Source organism: Mesobacillus subterraneus, from assembly GCF_020524355.2.
GTDB lineage: Bacteria > Bacillota > Bacilli > Bacillales > Cytobacillaceae > Mesobacillus > Mesobacillus subterraneus_C.
The window spans coordinates 2,137,082-2,161,612 of the sequence record NZ_CP129019.1 but is presented as its reverse complement, the minus strand read 5'-3'; the positions used below and the strand labels follow the sequence as shown (position 1 = coordinate 2,161,612).

The window sequence follows — 24,531 nt, the reverse complement described above, 5'->3', positions numbered from 1 at the left end:
AATCAGTCCACTATCGTCACACAAAAAGGAATCTACGTGTCTCTTTGGAAAATGTGATTTAAAGTAGAGTTGAGTATCGAAATTTTTCTGTCTTGATAGATAGGAGCTTTATATGAAAAAGAAAATGTTAATGTATGGCACCGGCTTTGTGCTTTTGTTTCTGATCCTGTTCGCTCTGGACAAATATAAGATTTATAGGGAAGAAGAGCCTCCGGTTCCGGAGGTTTCTGTTGAAGGTGTTTCCATCAACGCTCATCCAGGACCATATGACTGGCGCGGGTCAAAGAGGAATACTGAAAATCCTGTAGAGATGCTCGCAGGGGTGTCTGGTGATAAGGTAAAGGAAGATAACATCCTGACAATCGCCTTTCCAGAAGGCAGCCAGCCAAAAAAAATATCGGTCAGTGAATGGGACAGCTTTACAAAGGAGCAAACCGATTATGATTACCGTGAGGGTTTCCCCATACCTTACAGCTATAAAAGCAGGGGAATTGTCTATTTAATAATCAATGCGGAATGGAAAAATGACTCTGTTTCATATTATTTGAAGCTGAACGTGGAGCAGAATTATTATGGAGACATGCTGGCAAAAAAAGAAGGAGCACTTACAGCTATGGCGGTTGTTCCATCAGGTGAAGGCGCAAATTATGATTTGCCTGCTGAAGTGAAAAAGCGGCTCGAAAAGTTTGAAATATACGATGATATTGAGTTTGTCAAAGAAGAGTTTGCAGGCTTAAGCAGCTGGGTACCTTCAACCATTCCTATGTACTTTGTGTTCAATAATGCAGAAGTGGCTTTTACTGCAAAGGATAAAACACAAATGATCCATTACCTGGAGGCTGTTCCTAAGCCACCTTATCTAGACCTGCTGGCAGCAAGAAAAGGAGAAATCAGGGTTCTTGCGGTCGTCCCGCCTGGAGAAAAAGAATCAACCGAATCCGACCCTGAAATGAAGGGCTTGCTTAATAGATTCGAAGTTCGTGATGATCTTGAGGCAGTCAAGAAGGAGTTTCCGGGGTTAAGAGGCTTACCTGCAGCTGCTCTCCCGGTATACTATGTGTTCAATGACAAAAAACCGTTAATAACAACTTTTGAAAAAGAACGATTGATTATTTTTATAGAATTCTATAAAAATAAGTAAAATGATTATAAACTAATCGTGCAGCTAATTCACCAGCGAATTTGGGTCTTCAGGCACTCTATGTGTTTTTATTAAATTTCATTTTTTCTTTTAGATTTGAAACAAGTATTGAACGGGTGCGATAATGAACAAGGCAGTCGCTTCTATAACATATTGGTCAATGATTGTTGCAGATGAAGTGACTAAATGAGGGAGGTTTGCTTATGAAAGATCCAATAAAGATTATGCTATTAGGACTATCTATTATGATCGTAAGTCTATTTATACAAAACATATCTAGATGGGAGCCAAGTTCTTCATCAAGTCTTGTGCAGATAATATTTGCAGTAGGCTTTATGACAACATTAGTTGGGTTCTTTTATAAGAAAAGTGAAGAGAATTAAATCTTCTAAATCCATAAAGGGATGCATTGATCCAGAAGGATAATGCATCTTTTTATTTTGACTATGTTTTCACTGTCTGTTTTTGAAAAATAAACCTACTGATGCAATTCCTAAGAGACCGATTATAGATTACAGAATAGAGGTAGTCTTATTGTCATCATTATTGTTTTCTGGTAGTGATACTACGTCAAGAAAATAGACACAGATTTTTCTACCGCGCTTTCGCATGGTGGCCTTCATAAAAAAGTTTAAATTTAGAACGGTTTAAACTTTTTTATAAAGGTAAAATCTGGCCGCAGAATTTCCGTTCATTTGTTCAAATTCATTTGGCGTATGATAGCGCAAAGTTAATGGATCCTCTTGGCTTGCTTGCTTTAAATTGACGATCTAAGACGTTTTCACTTACTGGATGCTGGTGCTTAGAGTACGTCGTTGGCTAGTTTTTCTTTACGGTATAGGACTTCCATTGGTTCTTTTTCATGATGCGCGAAACCTTACGCTCACTTACCCTTACACCGCGTCCGTTCACGGTTTTAGTAATCTTGACGCTGCCGTACGGTTGCTTGAATTCCAAAGGAGTCTGAAGGATCTCTTGAGTTAGTTTCTCGTTTTTTTTTCTGCCTGTCGCTTTTGGGCCGGTTTAACCACTTAATGACGGAATCACTATCCATAATGAAGGGGAAGCGGCCCCGATGCTTCCCAATAAGTTTACAAGTCAACTTGAGCTTCCTTGTGGCCTAAGTCATCCAAACCCATCTTCCTAGTTCTTTCTGAAAACCGCTGGCCTCGCTATCTAGTCTCTTAACTCCATTAATCTCCCAGCATCAAGCCCATCTGCCAATAAAGGGGATATCAGCTGGAAACGCTGCAAAGCCAATTCTTCTGATTTCTTATATTCACTCATGATACATTCTTCTCTCTGTGTCTATCACGAGTGTAAATCAGGTTCTATTGGACAATTAATGCAGAACGAATGTGTAACAATAAATTAGTATTTGCGATAGGCCGGACAATTCATGTCAGCCATCCATTGGCATCTCCTACCAAGCGTCCTATACTTGGAAGTGCAACATTTGGACGTAACATCCTGGGGGATCTTTCGCTGGGTGGAATTTATGGAACCAGCCTTGCCATTCTGGACAGGCAAAACCGTCAACTTTCGGAAACTTAAGGATGTCAAAACACTTAACCTTATTGCACTATATAAAAAAGCAAAAAGTAAGGATAGCACTATATTTAGCTGAATGAACTTTTGTGTACTTTAGTTTAAGAAGACTGTGAATACAGATAACATCAGATATAATCTGGTTCATTGTATTGTTGTTTGTATTACTGATTCGAATAGGATGATTATAACACCCAATCCATGAATAACATCAAGGTATTGTTTTATAAAAAAGGGATGCTTGGTTAAACTAACCAAGATAAATTACTAGGAGGCACATATATGAAGAACCAAAGTACTAATACCAAAATGACTTCATCGGAGCTTGCGAACATCTGGATGCAGTATATGAATGATAGCCTGGCACGATGTGTCTTTCGCCATTTTCTGTATCATATAGAAGATGAAGGTGTTCAGGAAGTTGTTCAATATGCCCTTGACATAGCTGAAAGTCACTTGCCGAAGTGTGAGCAATTCCTTACAAAAGAAGGTTATCCAAAGCCAATTGGCTTTACCAATCAAGATGTTACAGTAGAAGCTCCACGACTATTTACGGATACATTTATAATTGTTTATGTACAAATTATGGCTATTCACGGTATGACTCGATATGCAGGAGCATTGGGGAATATTCTAGATGAAGAACAGAGGAAATACTTTAGGCACGTTTTGATTGAGACAATGGAACTCTATGATAAAGCAACTACGGTCCTTTTAGATAAAGGGATTATTAGCAAACCGCCTACTTTTAATAATCACCAGGAAGTGGAGTATTTAACCAAACAAAATTTTTTAACAGGATGGTTTGGTAGACGCAGGCCAATTAGTGCAGTGGAAGTTAGTGGGACATTCCTTAACTTACAAAAAACAATAGTGAAAATTGTATTGGAATTGGCATTCGGGCAGGTTGCCAAATCCAAGAAAGTACAAAAGTATATGGAGAGGGGCAGGCAGCTTTGCAATAAACATTTCGAAATACTTTCATTAATGTTGAAGGAAGATAATTTGCACATTCCAAGAACATTTGAAACGGAAGTTACTGATTCCACAATCTCTCCATTTTCAGATAAACTTATGCTATTTCATATTGCAACCCTTTTATCATCTGCCGTTGGATATTATGGAGAAGCATTGGCATTGAGCCAACGCAGGGATTTAGGAGTCAGCTATTCGACCATGATTGCAGATATAGCTGTAGTATCAGAGGATGGAATGAATCTTTTGATAGAAAAGGGATGGATGGAACAGCCGCCACTTGCTACTGATCATGAAGGCTTGGCAAGAAATTAATCCGATTCAATGAGAAAAGAAAATAGGGTAATAGAGAGTATTTTGTGGAGCATTGCTCTGCCTGGATTTGCCCAAATATTAAATGGCCAGCTTTTAAAAGGCATTCCCTTCGTTCTATTCGAGGTTCTAATTAACATTAACGCAAATTTTAATGAAGTGATACGCTTAAGCTTTACTGGTCAAATTGAAGAAGCTATTGCAAATACCAATTATCAGTGGCTTATGTTTTATCCCTGCTTATACTTTTTTGCCATGTGGGACGCATTTAAAGATGCTGGAGGAGGAAAAGAGCCTTTCTCATACTTACCTTTTGTTTTTTCGGCTTACCTTGTAACACTTGGCATTATTTATTCCCCATATGTAAAAATATTTGGAGTGGTGTTGGGGATAGTCTGGTTTCCTATGCTATGTACATTACCAGGCTTAGCGGTGGGCCTTTTGTTAAAAAGAATACTACTAATGAGTATGAAAAAGGATTGAACATATGTTAGCGGGTTCTGTTTTGGAGTACAAGTCCATAAAAAAATAGAAATGGGACATCTAATCGTATATAAATTGGATGTCTCTATTTGTTGATATAAAGGCATTTTAAATGTATAAGGAATGTTTGTGGTATGGTAATTCGCACATAAAATAGTTACGTTACACAAACTTCTGTAGTTGCAATAAATGGACCTCTTTTTTAAGTGCGAATGCATCTCTCTTTTTAGTATTAATGTTACATTATTAATAGATAATGTGAAGTAGTGTACTTCAAGTAAGGCTAATGAGGCTCATGAGTTGAGTATGTTTGATGCTGTATATGACCTTGAAGCAATCCGAGAGGCGGTGGGGTATGCCAAATGGACTTTTGCCGGGCACTCGACAGGTGGTATGATAGGAATCATCTACGGTATTCATTTTTCTACGTCTCTTACTTCACTTATAATTGTTGGGGCTGCTGCCAGGAAATATGCGAATTCAGCCTCTGAATGTATCTATCATCCAGACCATCCAAACTTTGACCGAATGCAGCAACGAATTGAGACTTTAAAACGCTCTGATTTATCATCTAGTGAAAGGGAGATTTTCTCAAAAGAGAGAACGAAACTGTCACTATTTCACGCGGAGAAGTATGATGAATACTTTTCTTTAGGCATACATAAAAAGATGTCTGCTCCACGTATGAACTTTTTTATTAGGGAAGAAATGATCTTTGATGTAACCCGTGAGTTAGAAAAAATCTCAACAAATACTTTAATACTGAGTGGTCGATACGATGTTCAATGCCCGCTTTCTTTCTCCGTAGAAATGAATGAGTTAATTCCAAATTCACAACTATTATTTTTTACGAAAGTAATCATTACCCCTTCCTTGAAGAAAAGTCGTTGTTTAGACAAGTCATCTTAACTTACTTAAAAGAAAATGTGTCTTAATAAACTATAGACGCAGTTATGTTGAAGAAGGATTTTTTTAGTAAGGTGAAGAATAAGAATTGTTGAATTGATATGATTGTTAGGTGGGTGAGAAATGATAAATTATTTATGAACACCATTACTAAAAACAGATCGATTAGTTCTAAGAAAGATTGAACTTTCAGATGCTCAAAATGTATTTGATCATTGGCTTTCAGATGATCGCGTAATGGATAATCTTATAAAAGGGGCACACAAGTCTGTATCGGAAACCATTGAGAGGGTAAAAGAGATCGTAAGTAAGTATGATTCAACAGATTTCTGTTATTGGGGTTTAGAAGTGAAAGCAAGTGGTGAATTGATTGGAGCTATTGATCTCTTCAATTTTGATAGCATGACAGAGAATTGTGAAGTCAGTTATTCAATCGGTTACAAATGGTGGAACAAAGGGTATGGTACTGAAGCATTGAGAGCTGTCATTGAATTTGGCTTTTTACATATGAACATTCACAAGATATCAGCTGCACATAATACTGACAATCCAGCCTCTGGAAAGATTATGCGAAAAGTTGGAATGGTGCAAGAAGGAACGTTTAAGCATATGATTCGTAATGCCAAGAATCATTATAAAGATTGTGCGGTTTACGGTCTTCTTCAGGAAGACTATATAAAAATGCGAAGTGATATTCCTTAATTCAACTAAGGGGTGACTTGATCCAGGAAGGATTAAGCACCTTTTTTGTTTAATTTATTATTGAACAATAAAAGTGATTGTATATATTTCACTTAAACTAAACCGATTTCAGTGTAAGCAATGATGGATGAAAAATGGTTCCTGAATATATAAAGAGCTACAAGGGCAGGAATATTTACTACAGGATTTCCAGTAAATATGGTAGAAGAAAAAAACCGGGCGGATTTTTGTACGGTTTTTATTATATTATTGTAAGATATTTGAGTTTATCGCGTCTTATATGTAAGGAGGAGGTGAAATGTTGACACAGCTTGAGGATATTTATAATAAATATTTTAAGGATGTATTTTTATATGTGTATAGTTTGTCTGGTGATAAGCATATCGCTGAAGATATCACTTCGGAAACTTTTATGAAGGCATTAACATCGCTAGACAGTTTCAGAGGGGATAGTGATATCCGTGTTTGGTTATGCCAAATTGCCAAAAACAGTTATTACTCTTACTTGCGTAAGAATAAAAGCTTGGTAGATTTGGAGTCACTTCCGGAATCAGCAAGTGAAGACAATGTAGAACAAGAAATAGCCATTTCAGAAGCGTCTGTGAAGGTACATGAAGTTATCCAGAATTTGAAAGAGCCATACAAAAAGGTCTTTACTCTCCGTGCATTTGGAGAACTGTCATTTAAGCAAATTGGCAAATTGTTTGGAAAAAGTGAAAACTGGGCTTGTGTTACTTATCACCGTGCTAGAGAAAAAATTAAAGCGCGATCGGAGGATTATCGATGAAAATTAGCTGTAATATGATTAGAGATATACTGCCGTTATATGTCGAGGATATATCAAGTCAAGATACTAGAGATCTAGTTGAAGAACATATAGCTTCTTGTGAGAACTGTAAAAAACGACTCGAAGAAATGAGGACTTTTGAAGAACCGCCAGTAGATACCGATATAGCTCCCTTAAGAAACATACAAAATACATTGCGAAAGAAAAAGCTGCAAACGATTCTTCTTTCAGTCATGGTAACATTGGTTCTTGCAGTGGTTACAATCGCTTATCTGACAACCCCAGCATACATCTCTTATAATGAAAATGCGGTTTCAATTATTGAAAAGGATGACGGAACTGTACTTTTGAATTTTAGTGAAGAAGTCTCTGGATATCAAGTAAATCAATATCCAGCAGCAGACAATTCAGGTTATGTCTATGATATAACTACATGGGAAACGATTTGGCAACAGAAAATAAACAAAAACAACCTGGAAAATACGGTCTTAAACCCGAATGGGGAAGAAGTCGCTTCGATCTACTATTACAATACCGATGGAAGTGAAAATACTTTAATTTATGGAGATCCAATAACGGATGGTTCTGTCATGACGTTACCTCGGCTTGTTTTAAGCTACTACGTGTTGTTTGCTATAGGATTTTTACTTATTTGTGGAAGTGGATTGGTCATATTCCGTAAGAACGAAAAAGTAAGAAATGGCCTAGAAAAAATGATTCTATTGCCTATCGCGTACCTGTTTGCTCACATACTTATAAAAGGTCTTCACTCTGCCACTTACCTTGCTGGACGAGACCTTTATGTAATATTACTTGTCACATTTCCTTTGTATTTTGCGTTGGTAGCTGGAAGGAACCTATTAAAAAAAGCATCAATCAAGAAGCCGAAAAGCACTTTATAATAGTTGTTGCTTTCACTGGTTATAATAGACTCACCAATCAGCGTTTTTTTCTTAATTTCAGTTCTATTTTACTTGATTATGAAAGGTTTCCTGATGGATTCAGATTTCTAAAACATGGTCAAAAAGTATCCTTTGAATTGGTTGAAAACCCAAATTTAACTGTAAAGGGGCAAGTTGCAGAAGATGGACTCATTATTTCTGATTAATGAGTCCATCTTCAACGAACGGAGCCTTAAGTTGAATAAGAACAATTATCCATTTAGGACCGAAAAATAAAATAAATTAAAAAAATGGCTTGTCAAAACTGTCATCAGTTTTGACAAGCCATTTTCATTGTCGTTTAAAGCATAGAAACCCTTGAAAGGGAACGATTTGTAATCAGCAAGGGGGGCTGGTCTTTTTTATGATTTTATCCGTTTAGAAAAATGTGGTGGATAATAATCGCTATTCTAGCATATAAATGGGTACAACCATTTTCCTAATTGCAGGTGATTGAAATGAAGCTTCAAAACAGTTTTCAGAATTTGTCAAAGCGGAACATGGATTTTGAAGAAGTTTTCCAGCATATCCTGGCGTTCATCAGACTCCAGCCGAATGGTAATCACCGATTGATCATTGGCACGGACTCACAAGTTCATAGTTCTTACACTCGCTTCATTACAGGAGTTGTTATACAACGGGAAGGCAAAGGTGTTTGGGCATGTTATCGGTCCATTGATATCGCAAGGAGGATTCTTAGCCTGCAGGAAAAAATTTCGTTGGAAACAGGTTTCACTCAGGATGTTGCCTGCATGTTCACTCCCGAAAAGCAAAACCATATGATCAATTTATTGCTTCCTTATGTTGAAAAAGGTGCCAGCTTTAAGATGGTGGGGCATTTGGACCTTGGCAGAAGCACGAAAAACAAGACAAGAGTATATGTGAATGAGATGATTCAGCGAATTGAATCAATCGGGCTGGAAGCAGAAATCAAGCCTGATTCATTTGTTGCGTCAAGCTATGCGAACAGGTATACGAAGTAGGATTCAAGCTAAATATATTCAAAACAAAGACCCTGCAAATGCAGGGTTTTTATCTATGGTCCGACCGCCTTGTCTGGATCCACCAATTAATATGGTCTGAATTAAAGACAAACAGATTTTTAGTGGGTCTCAGATGCGGAAGCTCTTTCTCAGCAATTAATTGTTGGATTTGTTCTACGGTAAGCGGATAGCCTGCCGTGTCCAAATAGGCGACCAGATTAGGAATTCCATAGATTTTGCTCACATAACCACCTCCCGCTAAACACTCTTTCCTTAAAAGTAAAGAGGGCTTGGCAAAAGGTACTTAGCAAGCTAATTAGTTAGGATATGTATTTCTTACCCTATTTAATGATAAGTTAACCATACTCAAATTGCGGGATCTTTTGCTGTCAGAGTACATATTATCTTCATCAAAAAGGTAGAATCATAGGTGGGGAAAGTGATCGTGGAGGTCGAGCATCAGAAGGGCAGTTCCCGACAAGTCTAAATCGCTTTCCATCGTAATGGGGATTCAAACTCGGAACGGGAAAGGTTGTTGCTGGAGTGGGATTTTTGTTTGTACCATGAGAAAAAAATTTTTTTAAAACAGATTTTAGAGGAGGGAAGTCTGATTCGTATGGAGAAGTATAGTTTTATTACTGAGTTAATTGGAGTGTGTTTTTGTGGAAAAAGGAATGATTATTGTTCTAAACGGTGTATCAAGTTCAGGGAAATCAACTTTAGCTGAGGAAATAACAAAGTTCCTTCCTGACTTTTTTGCTTTTAGCGTGGATGATTATGATTTAGTTATAGAAAAGATGGAAGATAGGAACAACGAACGGCTTATACCCATAGAAACAGAATATTTTTATTATAGAAATGCTGCAATGTTCTCAGATCGAGGTGTTAATGTGATACTCGATCAAATTCTCCACGACCCCATTGCGTTACAAAATTTTTATGAAACGTTAAAATCTTACCCAATACTTCTTGCGGGGGTTCATTGTCCTGCCGAGGAGCTTAAGCGTAGAGAAAAGTTAAGAGGAGACCGCCAATTCGGGCAAGCAATTTCTCAGCTCAATTTTGTACATAAGCAAGAAATTTATGATATTGAAGTTAATACTCACGCCAACTCAATGATGGAATGCGCAAAAGAAATTGTGGATTGGTTGGATAGTGACACCCCATTATTAGGATTTGAGAAATCGCGTGAGCAATTTGAATCTACAAGTAGGAGTAAGTAATGGTTGTTATCTTTTATGTTTACTCATTAACATCAATCGAAAAACCATCTTTCACGTATACGATGACAGAGGTTGTGACGTGATGTCCGCTTCAGCAGATTCAATAAGGGAGATATAATAGTTTCAATGTGTGGATGTTAAATGATGATAGAGCTGCCATTGATCAGGTATTTAAGTGAATATTTTTATTAAGGAAACACCACTTTTGAAGGGCGTTTCCTTTTTTGAAAAAATAAGCTTCAAGTACCAGGATGTTATCAAGGTTCGTATTGCAGACTTCCATAGGAAGAATAGGGTTAGGATTCACTTCCATTAGGGATTATTTTCACTCCGTTTGGGTCAATTAGGATATCCTGCATTCCTTCCATTACAGCTTCTTTAATCGTGACTGCTTCTCCTAGGATGTTGTGGATGCTTGGGACAGGCTGTCCGAATAAAGCGAGAAGATCGTTTTCCAATCCAGGTTTATTCGTCTCTACTTTTAAGCTTTTTAAACTTATTTTTTCAGAGAGCGAGTCTATGGCATCCATGTTGGCTTGAAGTTCGATCCTGAATTTATAGGGAGTTGTAATAAAAGTACGGCGGTCACCGCGGTCCACTGGCCAATTCATTTTTTCCGCATAATCACAGATTCGATTTAACTTTTCCTCCGATACAAGAAAGCCGATATGGTCAAACATAACCCGCTTCCCATAGCCAAAGGTAAGATTGATGGCTCCTTTTCGTACCTCTATAATCCTGAACAAGATAGTATGCTGCCGGAAATCGTCCCAATTCAGCGGAGGATTAAAAGATTGAAATTCCCCTTCATGTTTTCCCAAGCGTAAAGTAACACGAAAGCCATTCTCCACATAGAATTTCTCCGTTTCTTCCAGATGAGGAGTCCAAAAATGATAATGAAATAGCATAAACCCACCTCGGTTATTAATTGTGTACCTCATTTCATTCGCTATGAGAGCAGCAGATTCCTTCCTTCACAAGTACCAGCTGGATTTTAGTGACATTAAAGATATGAAGCGAGTTGAGTAGGTGATTAATGGGAAGGTCCATTTTGTTCAGAGACTCATCTACATAAAAACGGGAGACTTTTCCATAAATAGGAAAGGGTCATTTAGTGGTGCCATAGCACGGATTGAATTTCTATTTCGCATACTAAATGAGAATCGTCTCGAAGTCTTAAATTATTGATGATAAATTTCGTATACCTCACAGTACTATTCAGGTAGAAACGGTCGGCAGTGATAAAAGTAAGTTTATAATCTAAAAAGAGAAACTCCGAAATCCCAACGCATTCAAGGGTTTTCAGAGCTTCTTTTTTAGAGTCAACCCTTAATACGACTGGCCTTTCATTTCATAGATTTTTTGGAGAGTGTGGAGATGCATTGTCTTTTCGCTTTCATCTTCTGTGTGGTGGTACCCATTCACAAGCCTATACCCAAATATAAGAAGGATCAGCTCGTAGACGCAATGATCGGCGATAGGGGATATATCCGCATATTCCGAGAAGCCCTTGTAATACGCGGGTACGCATCGCTGGTAGTTTTCGACCATGGAATCGATATCCGCTTCATCCGCAATCAGGCTTGCAATATCCTCTCCTAGGTAGCCCCATCCACTGGTATCCCAGTCGATGAGCACGATTTTTCCGTCGGTATAGATCAGGTTGGCTACCCAGAAGTCCCGGTGGCATAGCACGAGGGGCAATTTTTCGATGCGTTTGAGTATCTCGTCTGTACGCTCATCGATGTCGATGAGCATTTGGCGTACGTGCTGCGGTAATTCGCAGTCCTCCGATCGTATATAATCGTAGAGAACTGACCATGACCGGTAACGCAGATACTTATTCATCATGAGATCCGCAGGGCTCAAGTTGGTCAGGCTCTGGAGCACAGCGGGCTGCTCAATATACAACTTGCCCTGATAGCGTCCTAACTCCCGCGCTGCCTGTTCATACATGTCACCGGTCAAGTCTAAGCCGGTTACGCCATCGATATATTCCAGCCATAGCTGGAATTCATTTTCTTCGGCATTGATCTCGGCGTGATAACATGTCAGCCACCGGAAGGCATCCGAGAACGTCTCTCCTAGGTCAGACGCATAGAGGTCATATTCCCGGCGCCATGAACCCGGGTCGCCGTAACGGTCCCATTTCTTCTGGTTTTTTAGGACGATACGGTACGGCAATTTTTCGCCATCTGTGGTTTCGGCAGTCCCAGTTACCAGGTACACATTTCCCACAGTTCCCCCTTGTAATGGTTTGCTTTGGAAGTTCGCAGAGATGATATCGGTCTTGAACCGTTGGCTTAAGGCAATGGTTAGCGTTTCAAGTTTAATATTCAGTTTTTCCATCCTCCTTTTTTCTTCGATTTTTTGCTACTTCTGGGAATCGGTTTATTTTGAGTCCTTTTGTCAGTGAGGTAACCAGTTTTGCCCTGGACATACTTATTCTCATGTTGCTGGGCAAGATAATGCTCCCATCGTTCACGCAGCAACGAACCGTCGGAAAGCGCGGTGAGTACGGCACAGCCCGGCTCGGTTTGATGACGGCAATCCGTAAATCGGCAATGAGTGAACAATTCCTCCACATCGTTAAAGCCTGCGCGGATGCCTTCTTCCGCATCAAAAAGCCCAAGCTCACGCATACCGGGTGTATCGATAACCATCGCACCGGAAGGGAGCATGAACAGTTGACGGTGTGTTGTCGTATGCCGCCCCCGGCTGTCGACCTCCCGTATGGCTTGAACCTTCATTACGTCCTTTTCCATCAAAGCATTGAGCAGAGATGATTTACCGACGCCGGACATGCCGAGAAAGACAACTGTTTTACCAGGCATCAAGTAGGTATCGAGTTCGTTCAGCCCCAGGCCTGTATGACTGGAAATTACGTGAACAGGTACTTCAGGAATGCTTTGTGTGACTTCTGTGATCGGGAGATTATAATCTTCAACGAGATCTGCCTTGGTCAGAATGATGACTGGCTGGCCACTACTTTGCCTGGCTTGTGTCAGGTACCGCATGATGCGGGTAACGTTGAAATCCCGATTCAGAGAAGAAAGTATAAACACATAGTCAAAGTTGGTTGCGACGACCTGTTCCAGTAAGGTTTTGGCATAGCCCGCGGCATGCCCTGAGTCATCCGCTCGTGAGTACTTGGAGTAGCGGGGCAATACCGTTACGATGAGAGAATTCCCGCTCTCGTTGTATTGCAGCAAGACAAAATCACCAACGCACGGAAAGTCCTCACGCGTTTCCGCGCTGTGATAGAACACACCTTTGAGCACTGCCGTTACTTCGCCGCACTCAGTCATGACCGTGAAGCGCTCTCGCCGAACCTCAGTAATCCTGCCGGGCAATAAACCGTCGGGAATTTCTTGTATTTCTGTATAGCCATAAGTTTTCAAATCCATCATGTTTTTTAGCTCCTTTTAATGTTGTTTTTTTGGACGCAAAAAAGCCACGGACAAGCAGCCTCTAAAGAAGCTGCTGTCGCGCGGCATTAGGACGCAAAAAAGATACGACCTTTACCGTATCCTGCAAACAGCAATATTCACGAAAGGTTACTTTGAATGGCATACCAAACAATACGGGCATGTACCCGCTTTTTTCACGTATGCCTAATATTCAGTTTTAAGACGAAACCACCATATAAATAGTTGCCATTAAAACTCATCTCCCTTCGTGTTAGGAACTTGCTTATCGCTAAGCTGTCTATATAATACCTTATTTTGGTAAAAAAATCAATGCTGACAACGCGGATGATGCTATTTCAAAGCATTGTAGAAATAGAGAATATAGTAAGAGCAGTAAGTTCGGGAAGGTATATTATTGTTATTTATACAACTAAATGAATTTTTCTTGAAGAACTGACTGCTAAAATTATTATTAAATTCTTCATTTAAGGGGATTATTGAATTGAGAAAGTCAAAGTGAAGGCAACAGCAGAAACCAAAGAGCTTTAAGTGGAGGCTTAGAGAATTTTGTCAATTGCACTGGACTAAGGAAGAAATATCCAGATGGAGTAGCTTCTGACCATCTAACCTATCAATTTAAAATGGAACTATTTAATCTTACTTTTAACAGCCATTTTTATCGTTGGTTGTCTATACTAGGGTGTTATAAAAGGGCCATTGCTTTATTTGAATCACTGCATGTGAGGATAGAAAAAAGAAGCAAAAGCTTACTCTTCTCTTCCATGTGGCAGGGAAAAGTAGTGAGAGGGGGGAACTTTTGCTTCTTAAAGTTTATGTCATTTGTTCAGTTTCCTGAATTTGAACTCGTAGTTGTTGGGGAATCTTAGTGGTTTTGTTTGAGAGTTTATCTATGACGACGAGTGTTCCACATGCTGTTGCTACTAGCTTTTGCTTTTCAGTCGAATATAGGTAATATTCCAGATCGAGTGACTTTTGACCGAGCTTTGCGACTCTGACTCCTGCGTGTAGTGTATCGGGAAAGTATGCTTCGTGATGGTAGTGGGTCCAAAAGTCTGCTGTTACAACGGTTAGATCAGATCGATAAAAGTCCAATTCATGCAAATATTCGGCTCGTACTTGTTCGAAATAAATCGCATAAGACGTATTGTTGATATGTCCTGACATATCTGTTTCGGAGTATCTCACCTTGATGTCTGTATGAAAATGAAATTTGTTTAGCCATTCATCGACATTCGGTTCAATGTATGTTGCTCGCCCCATATAGACCTCCCTAACTTTTATACCTTAATTTCTTTTCCAATTAAATGAGTGGTGAACCATTGCACAGCTGCATCGGATGCTTCGGTGAACGTTTCACCGTTGTACACATCAAAATGCCCGCCTGGTAATTTGACGATCTTTTTTGGTTCTCTGGCTCTTTTGTCAAATGCTTCAATCGCCATATCCGGTGGCGTTATTTTGTCATCCATCGCAGCAATCATCAATAGGGGAGTAGGGGAAATCAAGTCAATTAAGCCTGCTGGGTCGTACTCTAAATATTTCTCCATAGATTCAAGTGTTATCCTGTTTTCCCAATTTGGAGCAATGGAGTTGTGCGTCTGCAAGAACCAATTGTAGCAGTCGGGATGGGGCTGGGCGGCCTGACCATCAACAGCAACGACTTTTATGTACTGCTGCTTTTTATTGTCATAGCGAGACTCACGGTAATCAATCAGTTGCTGAATGAATTTCTCCATTTTTTCCTTACCCATCTTCCGCAGAGCCCCACGCCATCCATTGATAGTCGGGACCTGAGAAACGACGGCCTTCACTCGTTTGTCGATGGCAGCAATATGAAGAACATGTCCACCACTATAAGAGGTTCCCCATATCCCAATTTTTTCTTTGTTAATCTGAGAAAGCCTGGACACCCACGAAATAGCGTTTCGGTAATCTTTAATTTGTTCGGAAGGGTCCAAATGCTGTCGTTTAGAGCCTTCACTCTCTCCAAAATTACGATAATCGAACACAAGGACTGCCATTCCTGCCTGTGAAAATTTTTTCGCATAGCGGTCAAGATAGGCTTCCTTTACGAGACTGAATCCATGTGCCATGACAATGGCAGGCACCTTGTTTTCCTCGGAAGCGTTTTCAGGAAGATATAACCAGCCTTTGCATTTTACACCTTCACTGGTGAAGGCAATATTTTCTCTCTTCATCTATAAATGACCTCCTTATGACTCTTTATTTCCATCGTTTCTGGATATCCTTTGCGAAATCCTCATATGGCCTGATTGGCAGCATTTCTTCAATCTCGATAAACTCTGACAAAGGTAATCCAGCCATGAACACTTTGTCCAGTTCATCATGTGAGGATGCATCATAGATGAGCACCACTTTTTTCTGTCCGGCAATTTTATAGGCAGAAACGATTTTCTTCCGCTCCAGTGCCTTCAAGGTCACTTCCGCTTCTTCTTCCCAAATGTCCCATAATTGATCAGGACTGTTATTCTTTTGATTCACAGCGACTTTTATGAAAAATAACATTTGAGAATCCTCCTTTCTTGTCACATCAATAAGTAATGCAATTTCTGTGCCAATCAATAGGAGGAATCTGCTTTTTCCTGGAAGCGCTGGAGTTTTTTCACGAGTGTGGACTGGCTGATTCCCAAAGCAGCGGCAGTCTTCCTTGTCGTTTTCAGTTCATCCAGTTTTTCATAAATGATTTTCTTCTCGACTTCGGTCAGGATTGACTTCAATGACTTTTGCGGAATGTTTTGTCTGGATGAACGGATGAAAGGAAGGTCACTCCAACAGATTTCGTCATTCTCAGTCGTGACAACCAGCCTTTCAATGAGGTTTTCCATTTCGCGGACATTGCCAGGCCAATCATATTCTTCAAGCAAGTGAATGGTGTTAGGAGCAAATCGCTTCATTAAATGGTATTTTTTATTTTTTTCATGGAGGAAATGAAATGCTAGCGGAGCAATATCTTCTGGCCTTTCACGTAACGGCGGGATGTACAAAGGGACAATGTTCAGCCGGTAAAATAAATCCTGACGGAATTTCCCTTCCTTCACTAGTTCATCGAGGTTCTTGTTCGTCGCGGATACGACACGAGCGTTAATCTTGATGCTTTTTCTTCCACCTACGCGCATGATCTCAAACTCCTGTAGAACCCTCAAGATCTTCGCTTGCAAATCGAGAGGCATATCGCCGATTTCATCCAAAAAAATCGTTCCGCCATTTGCCTGTTCAAACAATCCTGGTTTCCCGCGGTTATCTGCTCCGGTAAATGCTCCGCGCTCATAGCCGAAAAGCTCAGACTCAAGTAAATGCTGCGGTATGGCAGAACAATTGACCTTGATCAATGGTTGGCTGGAGCGGTTACTAAAGGAATGGATGACTTTAAGAATTACCTCTTTTCCAACCCCAGATTCACCGTGGATGAGAACAGTTGAGTCAACTCTGGCGACTTTTAAAGCAACTTTAAGAACCTCTTGGATGGGAGGGCTTTTTGCAATCACCCCTTCCATTTCTGGGATGACATCATGGATATTTTCTGCAGGCAGGGAATTGGAGTTCTTTTTTTTCAATGCAATTGATAATAAACTTTCTATTTTAATATTGTTCAATTCACCGATGTCGCGGATATTCAGTACAACGTGGGTCATTCGATTTTGTTCATCCTTGATAGGGCTCCCCGTAATCAGCACATCGACGCCTCTGATATTAACCACCTTCGTCACGGGTTTTTTGTATTTCAACACTTTCAAAGATACGGAGTCATCGATGGAACCATCTCTTAATGCATCTTTCACATTGTTCCCCACGAATTCGTCAATGGGGAAGGAGCAGATCTTCGATGCGGCCCTGTTCATCATCACACCAAATCCATTTGCATCAATAATACAAATTCCATCGAAACTATTGGCAAACATTTTCTCGAGTAGCTTATCCATCTTTTTCTCCCCTTTTCGAATCAGGTTGATGAAGAAATTCATCACATGAATATATTATTCATCAAACCTTTTCTAAATCCTCTTAATTTTCTGATAATAATGCATTTTCATCATTGGCATAGTACTTGCATTAATAAATGTAGCGTCAAAATATAAGCTAAGGGTGATGACATGAATAAACGATTACCAGATTGGATTACAGCGAATACTGAATTGCCGATTATCGCTGCACCGATGTTCCTCGTTTCGGGACCAGAACTGGTTTTGGCCTGTTGCAAAAATGGAGTGATCAGTGCCTTCCCAGCACCAAATGCGAGGACCATTGATGTTTTGGAAGAATGGATGAAAACATTGACCACAGAGCTCAAGGAATACAAAGAAAATAATCCGGGAAAAAAAGACCGCTCCTTGGGCAGCAAATATTGTCGCACACAGATCGTATAACCGACTTAATGAGGAACTCGTACTGCTAAAAAAATATCAGCCTCCGGTTGTCATTACAGCGCTTGGCAGTCCGATTCCTGTGATTGAGACCGTCCATTCATATGCTGGGCTAGTCTTCGCTGATGTAAATTCAGTGAAATACGCGAAAAAAGCTGCAGATGCAGGAGTGGACGGCCTGGTGCTCGTAAGTTCAGGAGCTGGAGGCCATACAGGTGCAATTACTGGATTTGCCTTCGTGGAAGCAGTAAGGGAATTCTGGGATGGCATCATCGTTCTTGCTGGTGGAATGTCGACAGGGAATAGCATTCTTGCTGCCCAGGCTCTAGGAGCAGATTTAGTCTATATGGGTACTAAATTCATTGCAGCTGAGGAAAGCATGGCAAATCAGCTTTACAAGGAAATGGTTGTACAGGCAACTAATGAAGATTTGATCTGCACGGATGCTTTTACAGGTGTACATGCCAATATGTTGAAGCAGAGCATTGAAAAAGCAGGCTATGACCCTAGTCAATTGACTTCGAAAAAAGAAATAGATTTTCAGAACCCTCAGGGTAAATCAAAAGCTTGGAAGGATGTATGGTCAGCAGGACAAGGAGTCAATAGCATAAAGGAAGTCCAGCCGGCAGCAGAAATTATTTCCCGGTTGAAAACAGAGTACGAACAATCCCTCCTGAACATGGAAATGGCAAAGACATGGCTAAAGACAGAAGTCAAGAATTAGGAGGTGGATAACGTGATCGAAGCCAATACGACTTTTAAGAATCCATATTATGAGGAGAGTCTATATGCACCGGTTAAAGATGAAATCTATGTAGATCAGTTAACGGTGCTGGAGGGGAAGGTTCCAACGGATCTATACGGGGCGTACGTAAGGAACGGTCCGAATCCAAAACATGAACCGAAAGGAAGGTATCATTGGTTCGATGGCGACGGGATGCTTCATGCGGTCTACTTCAGGGACGGAAAAGTCAGCTATCGTAACCGATATGTCAGTACGAAAGCTTTTCAGCATGAATCAATTGAGGGAAAGGCCTTGTGGGCAGGGTTAATGGAGAATAAACGCGACAATCCTTTTTTTGAAAAAGAGAAGAACACTTCAAATACCGATGTCGTGTTCCATAATAATCACTTGCTAAGCTTATGGTATAGAGCCGGGCAGCCGTATAAGGTAGATGCCCTGACACTTAAGACGATTGGTGTGGAGGACTTTGGCGGGAAGCTGAATTGCAATGTCTCTGCTCATTCGAAAGTGGATGAACACACAGGAGAATTCCTGTTCTTTGACTATGGAGCAGTCTATCCATATATGATGTACGGGGTAGCGTCTGCTAGCGGCGAGCTGACACATTGTGTTCCGATCGAGTTGCCGGGACCTAGACTTCCACATGATATAGCCATCACGACAAACTTTTCCATCCTTATGGATTTGCCATTATTCAATGACCCTGAAGTCAGCAAGCTTGGGAGGTACAGCGTCAAATTCTTCCGTGATTTGCCGAGCCGATTTGGGATAATCCCAAGGTATGGCGGTGCTGACGAAATTCGTTGGTTCGAAGCCGAACCTTGCTATATTTATCATACAATCAATGCTTGGGAAGAAGGCGATGAGATTGTCCTCATCGGTTGCAGAGTGAAAGACCCATGTCCTCCTTCAACCAAGGAAGGTGGACCGATTGAAAGAATGCTAGCCTTCTTGCGTCTTGATGCACATTTGTATTACTGGCGATTCAATTTGAAAACAGGAACTGTCAAAGAAGGGGCTCTCTGTGATATGAATACAGAGTTTCCAACCATCAATCTGCAATACCTCGGACAGAAATCACGGTTTTCATACAATGTCCATATGAACTCGCAATCGACACTTAAATTCGATGGGCTTATTAAATATGACACATGGACTGGTCAATCAACACCTTATATGTTCGGAAATGGGCGTTATGGTACTGAGGCCTCCTTTGCGCCAAAGCCTGATGCAATCAGTGAAGATGATGGATATCTTGTTACCTATGTCTATGACGAAGTGGAGGATCGTTCGGAGTTGATTATATTGGATGCAGCAAATTTTGATTTAGGACCGATTGCAAGACTCCTGATTCCACAGAAAATCCCTATGGGCTTCCATGCAACATGGGTGAATGGAGAGAAATTGTTTGGCTGATAGATTTGATAGTCTAGTAAAAATCGAGGAGGAAAACTTATGATTCTATCTTCTAATGAAAGAATTAAGGACTATACAGAAAAGGGGTTTTGGGGTACCGAAACGATTGATGGCTATTTCTCCCGTCTTGTGGAAGCCTCTCCGGAAAAGGAGGCAGTAGTCGATCCAGTCAACAGGGAAGCCATCTGTTTTGGTGCTCCTCAGCGATTAACCTATCGCCAATTGAATGAAAAAGTGGACACAATGGCTAGAATCCTTTACGAAAATGGTATCCGGAAAGATGACATCGTCGCGCTACAGTTGCCGAACACGACAGAATTGATCATTTCCTACCTGGCCGTGCTAAGGATTGGGGCGGTATCAAGTCCGTTCCCCATTCAATACCGGGAATATGAATGTTCACAGTTGATAGAAGTACTTGAAGCAAAGGCTGTCATCACAATGAACGAAATCAGCAATCGTGACTATGCGGATATGTATAGAAGTTTGATAGACGACATTCCCTCTTTGGAGCATATTTTTTCTTTCGGATCCAGTGAATTAGAGGGTGTCATTTCATTGAATAATGCCAGCAAGACTGGAGATACAAAAGACTTCCAAGCGTATCTGGCGAATATTTCTGTCACCGCAAATGACATTTTTACCATCTGCTGGACATCAGGAACTGAAGGTAAACCAAAAGGAGTTCCGAGGAGTCATAATGAATGGTTCATCAGTTCATTTGCCACAGTGGATGCTGCCAGGTTGAGTGAAGACGATAAATTTTTGTTAACCTTCCCGGTAGTGAACATGGCCGGAATCGGAGGGGGCATGATTCCGTGGCTGCTTTCGGGAGGCACGCTCGTCCTGCATCATCCATTCGATTTCCCTGCACTGCTGCAGCAAATTGTCCAGGAGAAAATCACTTATACATTGATTCCTCCTGCATTATTAAACATGATGCTGAAAAATGAAGCGATACTTCTCGGCAAAGACATCAGCTCTCTAAGAGTCATCGGTACAGGTTCTGCACCATTATCAGCCTGGATGATCTCAGGGTGGAAAGAAAAATACGGAGTGGACATCATCAATTATTTCGGGTCGAATGAGGGTGCGGCTTTCCTCAGCAGTCCAATGGATATTCCGGATCCTGAAATGCGCTCCAAGTATTTCCCGCGTTTTGGTGTAAAAGGGTTGCACTGGGATAATCGGATATCAAGCATGATTGAGAGCAAGATTGTCGATTTGGAAACGGGAGAAGAAATTACTGAGTCTTTCCATCCTGGTGAATTGAGATTAAGAGGACCAGGAATATTCTCTGGTTACTGGAAAGCACCGGAAGTTAACCACCGCTCATTTGATGAAAATGGCTATTTTAGCACTGGTGATTTATTTGAAATAGCCGGTGATGAAGAAAGATATTACCGGGTCGTAGGTCGGGTGAAGGACGTAATCATCAGAGGCGGTATAAAAATCTCTCCTCAGGAAGTGGAAGAACTTTTACAAGGTCATCCAAAGGTAGCGGAAGTAGCCATTGTCTCATGCCCAGACCAAATCATGGGGGAAATTGTCTGTGCCTGTATCGTTCCTCAAAAAGAGGCAGAGATTGCTTTGAATGAGATTGTAGACTTTCTGCGCGAAAAAAAGGTAGCTTCATATAAATTGCCTGAAAGAGTAAGATTGCTCACCCAACTGCCAAGGAATCCGGTAGGAAAAGTTCTGAAAAACCAGTTGCGCGAAATGGTTAAAGAGGAAGTAGTTTAAAAGAGTCCCTGTATGAAGGAAGGTGAATTGAAATGGAAGCATATATCTATGATGGAGTGAGAACACCTCGTGGTTCTGCACGAAAAGGGTCACTAAAAGAGTTGAAGCCAGTGGAAATGGTGGCGCAGCTTTATAAAGGGCTAGAAAGTCGGATCCCTTCAGGATTTGATAGAGTCGATGATGTCGTTTTAGGCTGTGTGACGCAAATCAGGGATCAGGGAGCCAATATTGCGAAAACAGCTTTGTTATATGGCGGCTTTCACGAAAGCATTCCAGGAATGACCGTCAATCGGTATTGTACTTCCGGACTTGATGCCGTTACCATCGCCGCAGCAAGAGTAAAGGCAGGCATGGATCAACTGGTCCTCGCTGGCGGAGTGGAATCGAGTTCCAGAGTTCCGATGCTCTCAGATGAAGGAGCATGGTTTTCAGATCCGGAGGTCAGTCAGAAAACAAAATTCATTCATATGAGCCTTTCCGCTGACCTGACAGCATCCCTTGCCGGACTCAATCGCGAAGTACTTGATGAATACGCATTCCAATCCCATAAACGCGCCTATCATGCTACCCAAAATGGATATTTCGCCAAATCAATGATTCCGTTATATGACGAGCAGGGCAGATTATTACTTCAGCACGATGAGTTGATCCGAGCAGATATCTCGATGGACGCCTTAAGCAACCTAAAACCAAGTCACGAGGAAAAGCATCTAGCTAATAAGAAGGAATTACTTTTCAAGGAACTCCCTGACCTGAAGGAAATCCAATACCTACACCATCCAGGCAATTCACCTTCCCTAGCTGATGGTGCTTCATTGCTTGCAATCGGATCGAAGGAAATAGGGATAAAAGAGGGTCTAAAACCTAGGGCCAAGATAATCGCTTCAACCAGTGCCTCCTGCCATCCACTGTTATTAACCGGGGGGAAATCGAGCCGTTGAACTTGTTCTCAAAAAGGCGGACCTGAGCATTGAGGATCTAGATGTCATTGAATTTAATGAGGCTTTTGCAGGAACCGTTGTGAAATTCCAAAATGATTACAACATCCATCCTGAAAAACTGAATCCAAACGGCGGAGTCATCGCCATGGGGCATGCCTTAGGCGCAACAGGCGGAACAATGCTGTTAACCCTGATTGACGAATTAGAAAGAAGAAACAAAAAACGAGGCCTAGTCGCCATCAGCGGAGGAGCAGGCGTCGGTGCAGCAATGGTTATTGAGAGAGTTTGATTAACTTCTAATATTGAAACACCCTCACAGGCAGTTGGAAAACTGCCTTATTCTTTTTGTTTAGCAAAAAAAGTTGCATAAGGGAAACAAATGTTCATTATAGTGCGTGGTCAAGGCTTTTTCTTAGGTATCTAATGGTTTTAAAAGGAGTAACCGCCTTGGAAAGGAAACAAACCATTCAATTCGGCCACAAACTAAAAATGTTACGTAAAAAACAATTCCTAAGCCAAGAAGATTTAGCAGAATTAAGCAAGCTCGATCGAAAATACATAAGCAATTTGGAAAGAGATATATCTAGTCCAACGCTTGATACATTATTTTAAATCAACTGGTTTTAAATCACCTTTGTTCTCTCACAATCCATTCTTGCCTTTGTTATTTTAGTTAGGTTAAGAACTAATTAAGGTTTTTTAATATCTTTGATAGGCAATATGAGATTTTTTGTACAAACAAACTTCATAAAATACTATTTTTATAGAATAGACTGTTGGTAAAAATATGGATATACTTAAATTGTAAACATACTGGGAGGTGCAGAAAATGGAGAAGCTACAAAAGAAGAAGAAACCCTTCTACAAAAAATGGTGGATTTGGGTAATTGCAATTATCATTATCGGGGCTGCAACTGGCGGTGGAGAAGAAACAGCGGATACAACCAAAAAGGAAACTGAGCCAACTGTCACGGTACCGGCAAAGGAAGAAAATAAAACAGAGGATGCTAAAACAGAGGACTCAAAAAAAGAAGAAGAGACTAAAAAGGAAGAAGTAAAACCAGAAGATAATGTTCCAGCAGAACATAAGTCTGCTTTAAAAAAAGCTGAAGCTTACGCAAAATCAATGCATATGTCAAAAAATGCCATTTTCGAACAGTTAACTTCGGAATTTGGAGAAAAGTTTTCCGAAGAAGCCGCTAAGTATGCAATGGATAACTTTGAGTATGATTGGAAGGACAATGCTTTGAAAAAGGCAGAATCCTATTCCGATACGATGTATATGTCAAAAAAGTCTATCTTTGATCAGCTGACTTCTGAGACCGGTGAAAAGTTCACTGCAGAAGAAGCGCAGTATGCAGTTGACAATCTGAAAGCTGATTACAAGAAAAACGCCTTAGAAAAAGCAAAAAGCTATCAGGAAACAATGAATATGTCTCCTGAAGCGATCAGAGACCAATTGACTTCTGCAGCAGGTGAAAAATTCACACAAGAAGAAGCGGATTACGCTATTGAAAACTTAAATTAATAAACTTTCAAGTAGCCCTTGACCATTATTTGGTTGAGGGTATTTCTAATGATAAGTAATTCCTTTAACTTATGTGGGGGCTATAATGAACATACTGGTGGGTCAAGCGTCAAGAGTGCAGAATTTTAGTATTAAGAAGGTTTCTCATCATTTAACTGGTGGTGATTACTCCACTTCTTTCGATTATTACTTAATTGTTTTTAACATCATCATCATATCTACGTAATTTACACTTTGAATAATATTCGTTTTTCCTTCTTACTTGTTCTACCGCAATAATTCTGACGTTTATTTTGTAAGCAAAGAATAGATATCTAATGACTCTGAATAGGAGTATTCTTATT

27 protein-coding genes and 2 pseudogenes are annotated in these 24,531 nt (G+C 40.4%); 20 read left to right on the top strand and 9 right to left on the bottom strand.

The genetic code is table 11. From position 1 onward, the window contains the following. Nucleotides 1-112: 112 nt before the first annotated feature. Entirely contained in the window at nt 113-1,141 is a 1,029-nt protein-coding gene (locus LC048_RS11115; RefSeq protein ID WP_306050268.1) for a hypothetical protein, read from the top strand. Nucleotides 1,142-1,344: 203 nt separating this feature from the next. After that, nucleotides 1,345-1,524 (top strand): hypothetical protein, encoded by a 180-nt coding sequence (locus tag LC048_RS11110; protein WP_226601140.1) that lies wholly within the window; start codon nt 1,345-1,347, stop codon nt 1,522-1,524. A gap of 436 nt (nt 1,525-1,960) precedes the next feature. Here LC048_RS11110 and LC048_RS25060 read toward each other — a convergent pair. After that, nucleotides 1,961-2,122, bottom strand: a pseudogene (locus tag LC048_RS25060) (IS3 family transposase); the annotation flags it as partial. An 849-nt stretch (nt 2,123-2,971) separates the two neighbouring features. On the opposite strand from LC048_RS25060, the gene LC048_RS11105 reads away from it, so the two are divergent. The 7 genes and pseudogenes from LC048_RS11105 to LC048_RS11075 all read left to right on the top strand — a co-directional run bounded on the left by LC048_RS11105 (nt 2,972) and on the right by LC048_RS11075 (nt 8,778). Then, a complete protein-coding gene (locus LC048_RS11105; protein ID WP_226601138.1) occupies nt 2,972-3,979 on the top strand; it encodes a DUF3231 family protein in 1,008 nt (335 codons plus the stop codon). Between the two features lie 9 nt (nt 3,980-3,988). Continuing rightward, nucleotides 3,989-4,459, top strand: coding sequence for a hypothetical protein (locus tag LC048_RS11100; RefSeq protein WP_226601137.1), 471 nt, complete (start codon nt 3,989-3,991; stop codon nt 4,457-4,459). A 306-nt stretch (nt 4,460-4,765) separates the two neighbouring features. Then, a complete protein-coding gene (locus LC048_RS11095; protein WP_264188289.1) occupies nt 4,766-5,368 on the top strand; it encodes an alpha/beta fold hydrolase in 603 nt (200 codons plus the stop codon). 171 nt (nt 5,369-5,539) lie between these two features. Beyond that, nucleotides 5,540-6,067, top strand: a pseudogene (locus LC048_RS11090) (GNAT family N-acetyltransferase); the annotation flags it as partial. A gap of 298 nt (nt 6,068-6,365) precedes the next feature. Next, nucleotides 6,366-6,854, top strand: a complete 489-nt coding sequence (locus LC048_RS11085) for an RNA polymerase sigma factor (RefSeq protein WP_226601135.1) — start codon at nt 6,366-6,368, stop codon at nt 6,852-6,854. Continuing rightward, a complete protein-coding gene (locus tag LC048_RS11080) occupies nt 6,851-7,756 on the top strand; it encodes a zf-HC2 domain-containing protein (protein WP_226601134.1) in 906 nt (301 codons plus the stop codon). Before LC048_RS11085 ends, LC048_RS11080 begins: the two co-directional genes overlap by 4 nt. A 497-nt stretch (nt 7,757-8,253) precedes the next feature. Further along, nucleotides 8,254-8,778 carry a ribonuclease H-like YkuK family protein gene (locus LC048_RS11075; protein ID WP_226601133.1) on the top strand — a complete coding sequence of 175 codons (525 nt, stop codon included), beginning with the start codon at nt 8,254-8,256 and terminating at the stop codon, nt 8,776-8,778. Between the two features lie 49 nt (nt 8,779-8,827). Here the strand turns inward: LC048_RS11075 and LC048_RS11070 are convergent, their stop codons facing one another. Further along, entirely contained in the window at nt 8,828-9,022 is a 195-nt protein-coding gene (locus LC048_RS11070) for a hypothetical protein (RefSeq protein ID WP_226601132.1), read from the bottom strand. Nucleotides 9,023-9,440: 418 nt separating this feature from the next. Here LC048_RS11070 and LC048_RS11065 point away from each other — a divergent pair, with 418 nt between their 5' ends. Beyond that, nucleotides 9,441-10,001 carry a chloramphenicol phosphotransferase CPT family protein gene (locus LC048_RS11065; protein ID WP_226601131.1) on the top strand — a complete coding sequence of 187 codons (561 nt, stop codon included), beginning with the start codon at nt 9,441-9,443 and terminating at the stop codon, nt 9,999-10,001. After that, nucleotides 9,967-10,119, top strand: a complete 153-nt coding sequence (locus LC048_RS25055; RefSeq protein WP_371932030.1) for a DUF3885 domain-containing protein — start codon at nt 9,967-9,969, stop codon at nt 10,117-10,119. The genes LC048_RS11065 and LC048_RS25055 overlap by 35 nt, the downstream gene beginning before the upstream one ends. Before the next feature lie 178 nt (nt 10,120-10,297). On the opposite strand, the gene LC048_RS11055 is transcribed toward LC048_RS25055, so the two are convergent. From LC048_RS11055 to LC048_RS11025, 7 genes are all read right to left on the bottom strand, one after another. Then, nucleotides 10,298-10,909, bottom strand: coding sequence for a VOC family protein (locus LC048_RS11055; protein ID WP_226601130.1), 612 nt, complete (start codon nt 10,907-10,909; stop codon nt 10,298-10,300). 421 nt (nt 10,910-11,330) lie between these two features. After that, nucleotides 11,331-12,341: an aminoglycoside phosphotransferase family protein gene (locus tag LC048_RS11050; RefSeq protein ID WP_306050496.1), complete on the bottom strand. Its 1,011-nt coding sequence runs from the start codon at nt 12,339-12,341 to the stop codon at nt 11,331-11,333. Beyond that, entirely contained in the window at nt 12,338-13,411 is a 1,074-nt protein-coding gene (gene rsgA / locus LC048_RS11045) for a ribosome small subunit-dependent GTPase A (RefSeq protein WP_226601129.1), read from the bottom strand. Before rsgA ends, LC048_RS11050 begins: the two co-directional genes overlap by 4 nt. An 831-nt stretch (nt 13,412-14,242) precedes the next feature. Beyond that, the gene (locus LC048_RS11040) at nt 14,243-14,692 is read right to left on the bottom strand and encodes an acyl-CoA thioesterase (RefSeq protein ID WP_226601128.1); all 450 of its coding nucleotides are present in this window, start codon (nt 14,690-14,692) and stop codon (nt 14,243-14,245) included. 17 nt (nt 14,693-14,709) lie between these two features. Continuing rightward, nucleotides 14,710-15,630, bottom strand: coding sequence for an alpha/beta hydrolase (locus LC048_RS11035; protein WP_226601127.1), 921 nt, complete (start codon nt 15,628-15,630; stop codon nt 14,710-14,712). 25 nt (nt 15,631-15,655) lie between these two features. After that, nucleotides 15,656-15,958 carry a muconolactone Delta-isomerase family protein gene (locus LC048_RS11030; protein ID WP_306050262.1) on the bottom strand — a complete coding sequence of 101 codons (303 nt, stop codon included), beginning with the start codon at nt 15,956-15,958 and terminating at the stop codon, nt 15,656-15,658. A 53-nt stretch (nt 15,959-16,011) separates the two neighbouring features. Beyond that, nucleotides 16,012-17,373, bottom strand: a complete 1,362-nt coding sequence (locus tag LC048_RS11025; RefSeq protein ID WP_226601125.1) for a sigma-54 interaction domain-containing protein — start codon at nt 17,371-17,373, stop codon at nt 16,012-16,014. Between the two features lie 171 nt (nt 17,374-17,544). Between LC048_RS11025 and LC048_RS25050 the strand changes: the two genes are divergently transcribed. The 9 genes from LC048_RS25050 to LC048_RS10985 all read left to right on the top strand — a co-directional run bounded on the left by LC048_RS25050 (nt 17,545) and on the right by LC048_RS10985 (nt 24,413). After that, nucleotides 17,545-17,817, top strand: coding sequence for a hypothetical protein (locus LC048_RS25050; RefSeq protein ID WP_371932029.1), 273 nt, complete (start codon nt 17,545-17,547; stop codon nt 17,815-17,817). Beyond that, a complete protein-coding gene (locus LC048_RS11020; protein WP_371932061.1) occupies nt 17,756-18,538 on the top strand; it encodes an NAD(P)H-dependent flavin oxidoreductase in 783 nt (260 codons plus the stop codon). Before LC048_RS25050 ends, LC048_RS11020 begins: the two co-directional genes overlap by 62 nt. Nucleotides 18,539-18,550: 12 nt before the next feature. After that, a complete protein-coding gene (locus LC048_RS11015; protein WP_306050259.1) occupies nt 18,551-19,975 on the top strand; it encodes a carotenoid oxygenase family protein in 1,425 nt (474 codons plus the stop codon). A gap of 39 nt (nt 19,976-20,014) precedes the next feature. After that, nucleotides 20,015-21,718: a class I adenylate-forming enzyme family protein gene (locus LC048_RS11010; RefSeq protein ID WP_306050258.1), complete on the top strand. Its 1,704-nt coding sequence runs from the start codon at nt 20,015-20,017 to the stop codon at nt 21,716-21,718. Between the two features lie 32 nt (nt 21,719-21,750). Beyond that, nucleotides 21,751-22,659 carry a thiolase family protein gene (locus tag LC048_RS11005; RefSeq protein ID WP_306050256.1) on the top strand — a complete coding sequence of 303 codons (909 nt, stop codon included), beginning with the start codon at nt 21,751-21,753 and terminating at the stop codon, nt 22,657-22,659. 22 nt (nt 22,660-22,681) lie between these two features. Continuing rightward, the gene (locus tag LC048_RS11000) at nt 22,682-22,948 is read left to right on the top strand and encodes a hypothetical protein (protein WP_371932060.1); all 267 of its coding nucleotides are present in this window, start codon (nt 22,682-22,684) and stop codon (nt 22,946-22,948) included. A gap of 158 nt (nt 22,949-23,106) precedes the next feature. Continuing rightward, nucleotides 23,107-23,271 (top strand): helix-turn-helix domain-containing protein, encoded by a 165-nt coding sequence (locus LC048_RS10995; RefSeq protein ID WP_226601120.1) that lies wholly within the window; start codon nt 23,107-23,109, stop codon nt 23,269-23,271. A 217-nt stretch (nt 23,272-23,488) separates the two neighbouring features. Next, entirely contained in the window at nt 23,489-24,187 is a 699-nt protein-coding gene (locus tag LC048_RS10990) for an Ltp family lipoprotein (protein ID WP_306050253.1), read from the top strand. A gap of 85 nt (nt 24,188-24,272) precedes the next feature. Next, nucleotides 24,273-24,413, top strand: a complete 141-nt coding sequence (locus LC048_RS10985) for a hypothetical protein (RefSeq protein ID WP_226601118.1) — start codon at nt 24,273-24,275, stop codon at nt 24,411-24,413. The last annotated feature ends 118 nt before the right edge of the window (nt 24,414-24,531 follow it).

What these genes read in the sequence shown, in the direction of transcription:
- LC048_RS25050 (WP_371932029.1), top strand. Translation starts at nt 17,545, where the DNA reads ATGAATAAACGATTACCAGATTGGATTACAGCGAATACTGAATTGCCG.
- LC048_RS11055 (WP_226601130.1), bottom strand. Translation starts at nt 10,909, where the DNA reads ATGCTATTTCATTATCATTTTTGGACTCCTCATCTGGAAGAAACGGAG.
- LC048_RS11010 (WP_306050258.1), top strand. Translation starts at nt 20,015, where the DNA reads ATGATTCTATCTTCTAATGAAAGAATTAAGGACTATACAGAAAAGGGG.
- LC048_RS11085 (WP_226601135.1), top strand. Translation starts at nt 6,366, where the DNA reads ATGTTGACACAGCTTGAGGATATTTATAATAAATATTTTAAGGATGTA.
- LC048_RS11005 (WP_306050256.1), top strand. Translation starts at nt 21,751, where the DNA reads ATGGAAGCATATATCTATGATGGAGTGAGAACACCTCGTGGTTCTGCA.
- LC048_RS11095 (WP_264188289.1), top strand. Translation starts at nt 4,766, where the DNA reads ATGTTTGATGCTGTATATGACCTTGAAGCAATCCGAGAGGCGGTGGGG.
- LC048_RS11105 (WP_226601138.1), top strand. Translation starts at nt 2,972, where the DNA reads ATGAAGAACCAAAGTACTAATACCAAAATGACTTCATCGGAGCTTGCG.
- LC048_RS11075 (WP_226601133.1), top strand. Translation starts at nt 8,254, where the DNA reads ATGAAGCTTCAAAACAGTTTTCAGAATTTGTCAAAGCGGAACATGGAT.
- rsgA (WP_226601129.1), bottom strand. Translation starts at nt 13,411, where the DNA reads ATGATGGATTTGAAAACTTATGGCTATACAGAAATACAAGAAATTCCC.
- LC048_RS11115 (WP_306050268.1), top strand. Translation starts at nt 113, where the DNA reads ATGAAAAAGAAAATGTTAATGTATGGCACCGGCTTTGTGCTTTTGTTT.
- LC048_RS11080 (WP_226601134.1), top strand. Translation starts at nt 6,851, where the DNA reads ATGAAAATTAGCTGTAATATGATTAGAGATATACTGCCGTTATATGTC.
- LC048_RS11025 (WP_226601125.1), bottom strand. Translation starts at nt 17,373, where the DNA reads ATGGATAAGCTACTCGAGAAAATGTTTGCCAATAGTTTCGATGGAATT.
- LC048_RS11040 (WP_226601128.1), bottom strand. Translation starts at nt 14,692, where the DNA reads ATGGGGCGAGCAACATACATTGAACCGAATGTCGATGAATGGCTAAAC.
- LC048_RS11110 (WP_226601140.1), top strand. Translation starts at nt 1,345, where the DNA reads ATGAAAGATCCAATAAAGATTATGCTATTAGGACTATCTATTATGATC.
- LC048_RS10990 (WP_306050253.1), top strand. Translation starts at nt 23,489, where the DNA reads ATGGAGAAGCTACAAAAGAAGAAGAAACCCTTCTACAAAAAATGGTGG.
- LC048_RS10985 (WP_226601118.1), top strand. Translation starts at nt 24,273, where the DNA reads ATGAACATACTGGTGGGTCAAGCGTCAAGAGTGCAGAATTTTAGTATT.
- LC048_RS11100 (WP_226601137.1), top strand. Translation starts at nt 3,989, where the DNA reads ATGAGAAAAGAAAATAGGGTAATAGAGAGTATTTTGTGGAGCATTGCT.
- LC048_RS11035 (WP_226601127.1), bottom strand. Translation starts at nt 15,630, where the DNA reads ATGAAGAGAGAAAATATTGCCTTCACCAGTGAAGGTGTAAAATGCAAA.
- LC048_RS11030 (WP_306050262.1), bottom strand. Translation starts at nt 15,958, where the DNA reads ATGTTATTTTTCATAAAAGTCGCTGTGAATCAAAAGAATAACAGTCCT.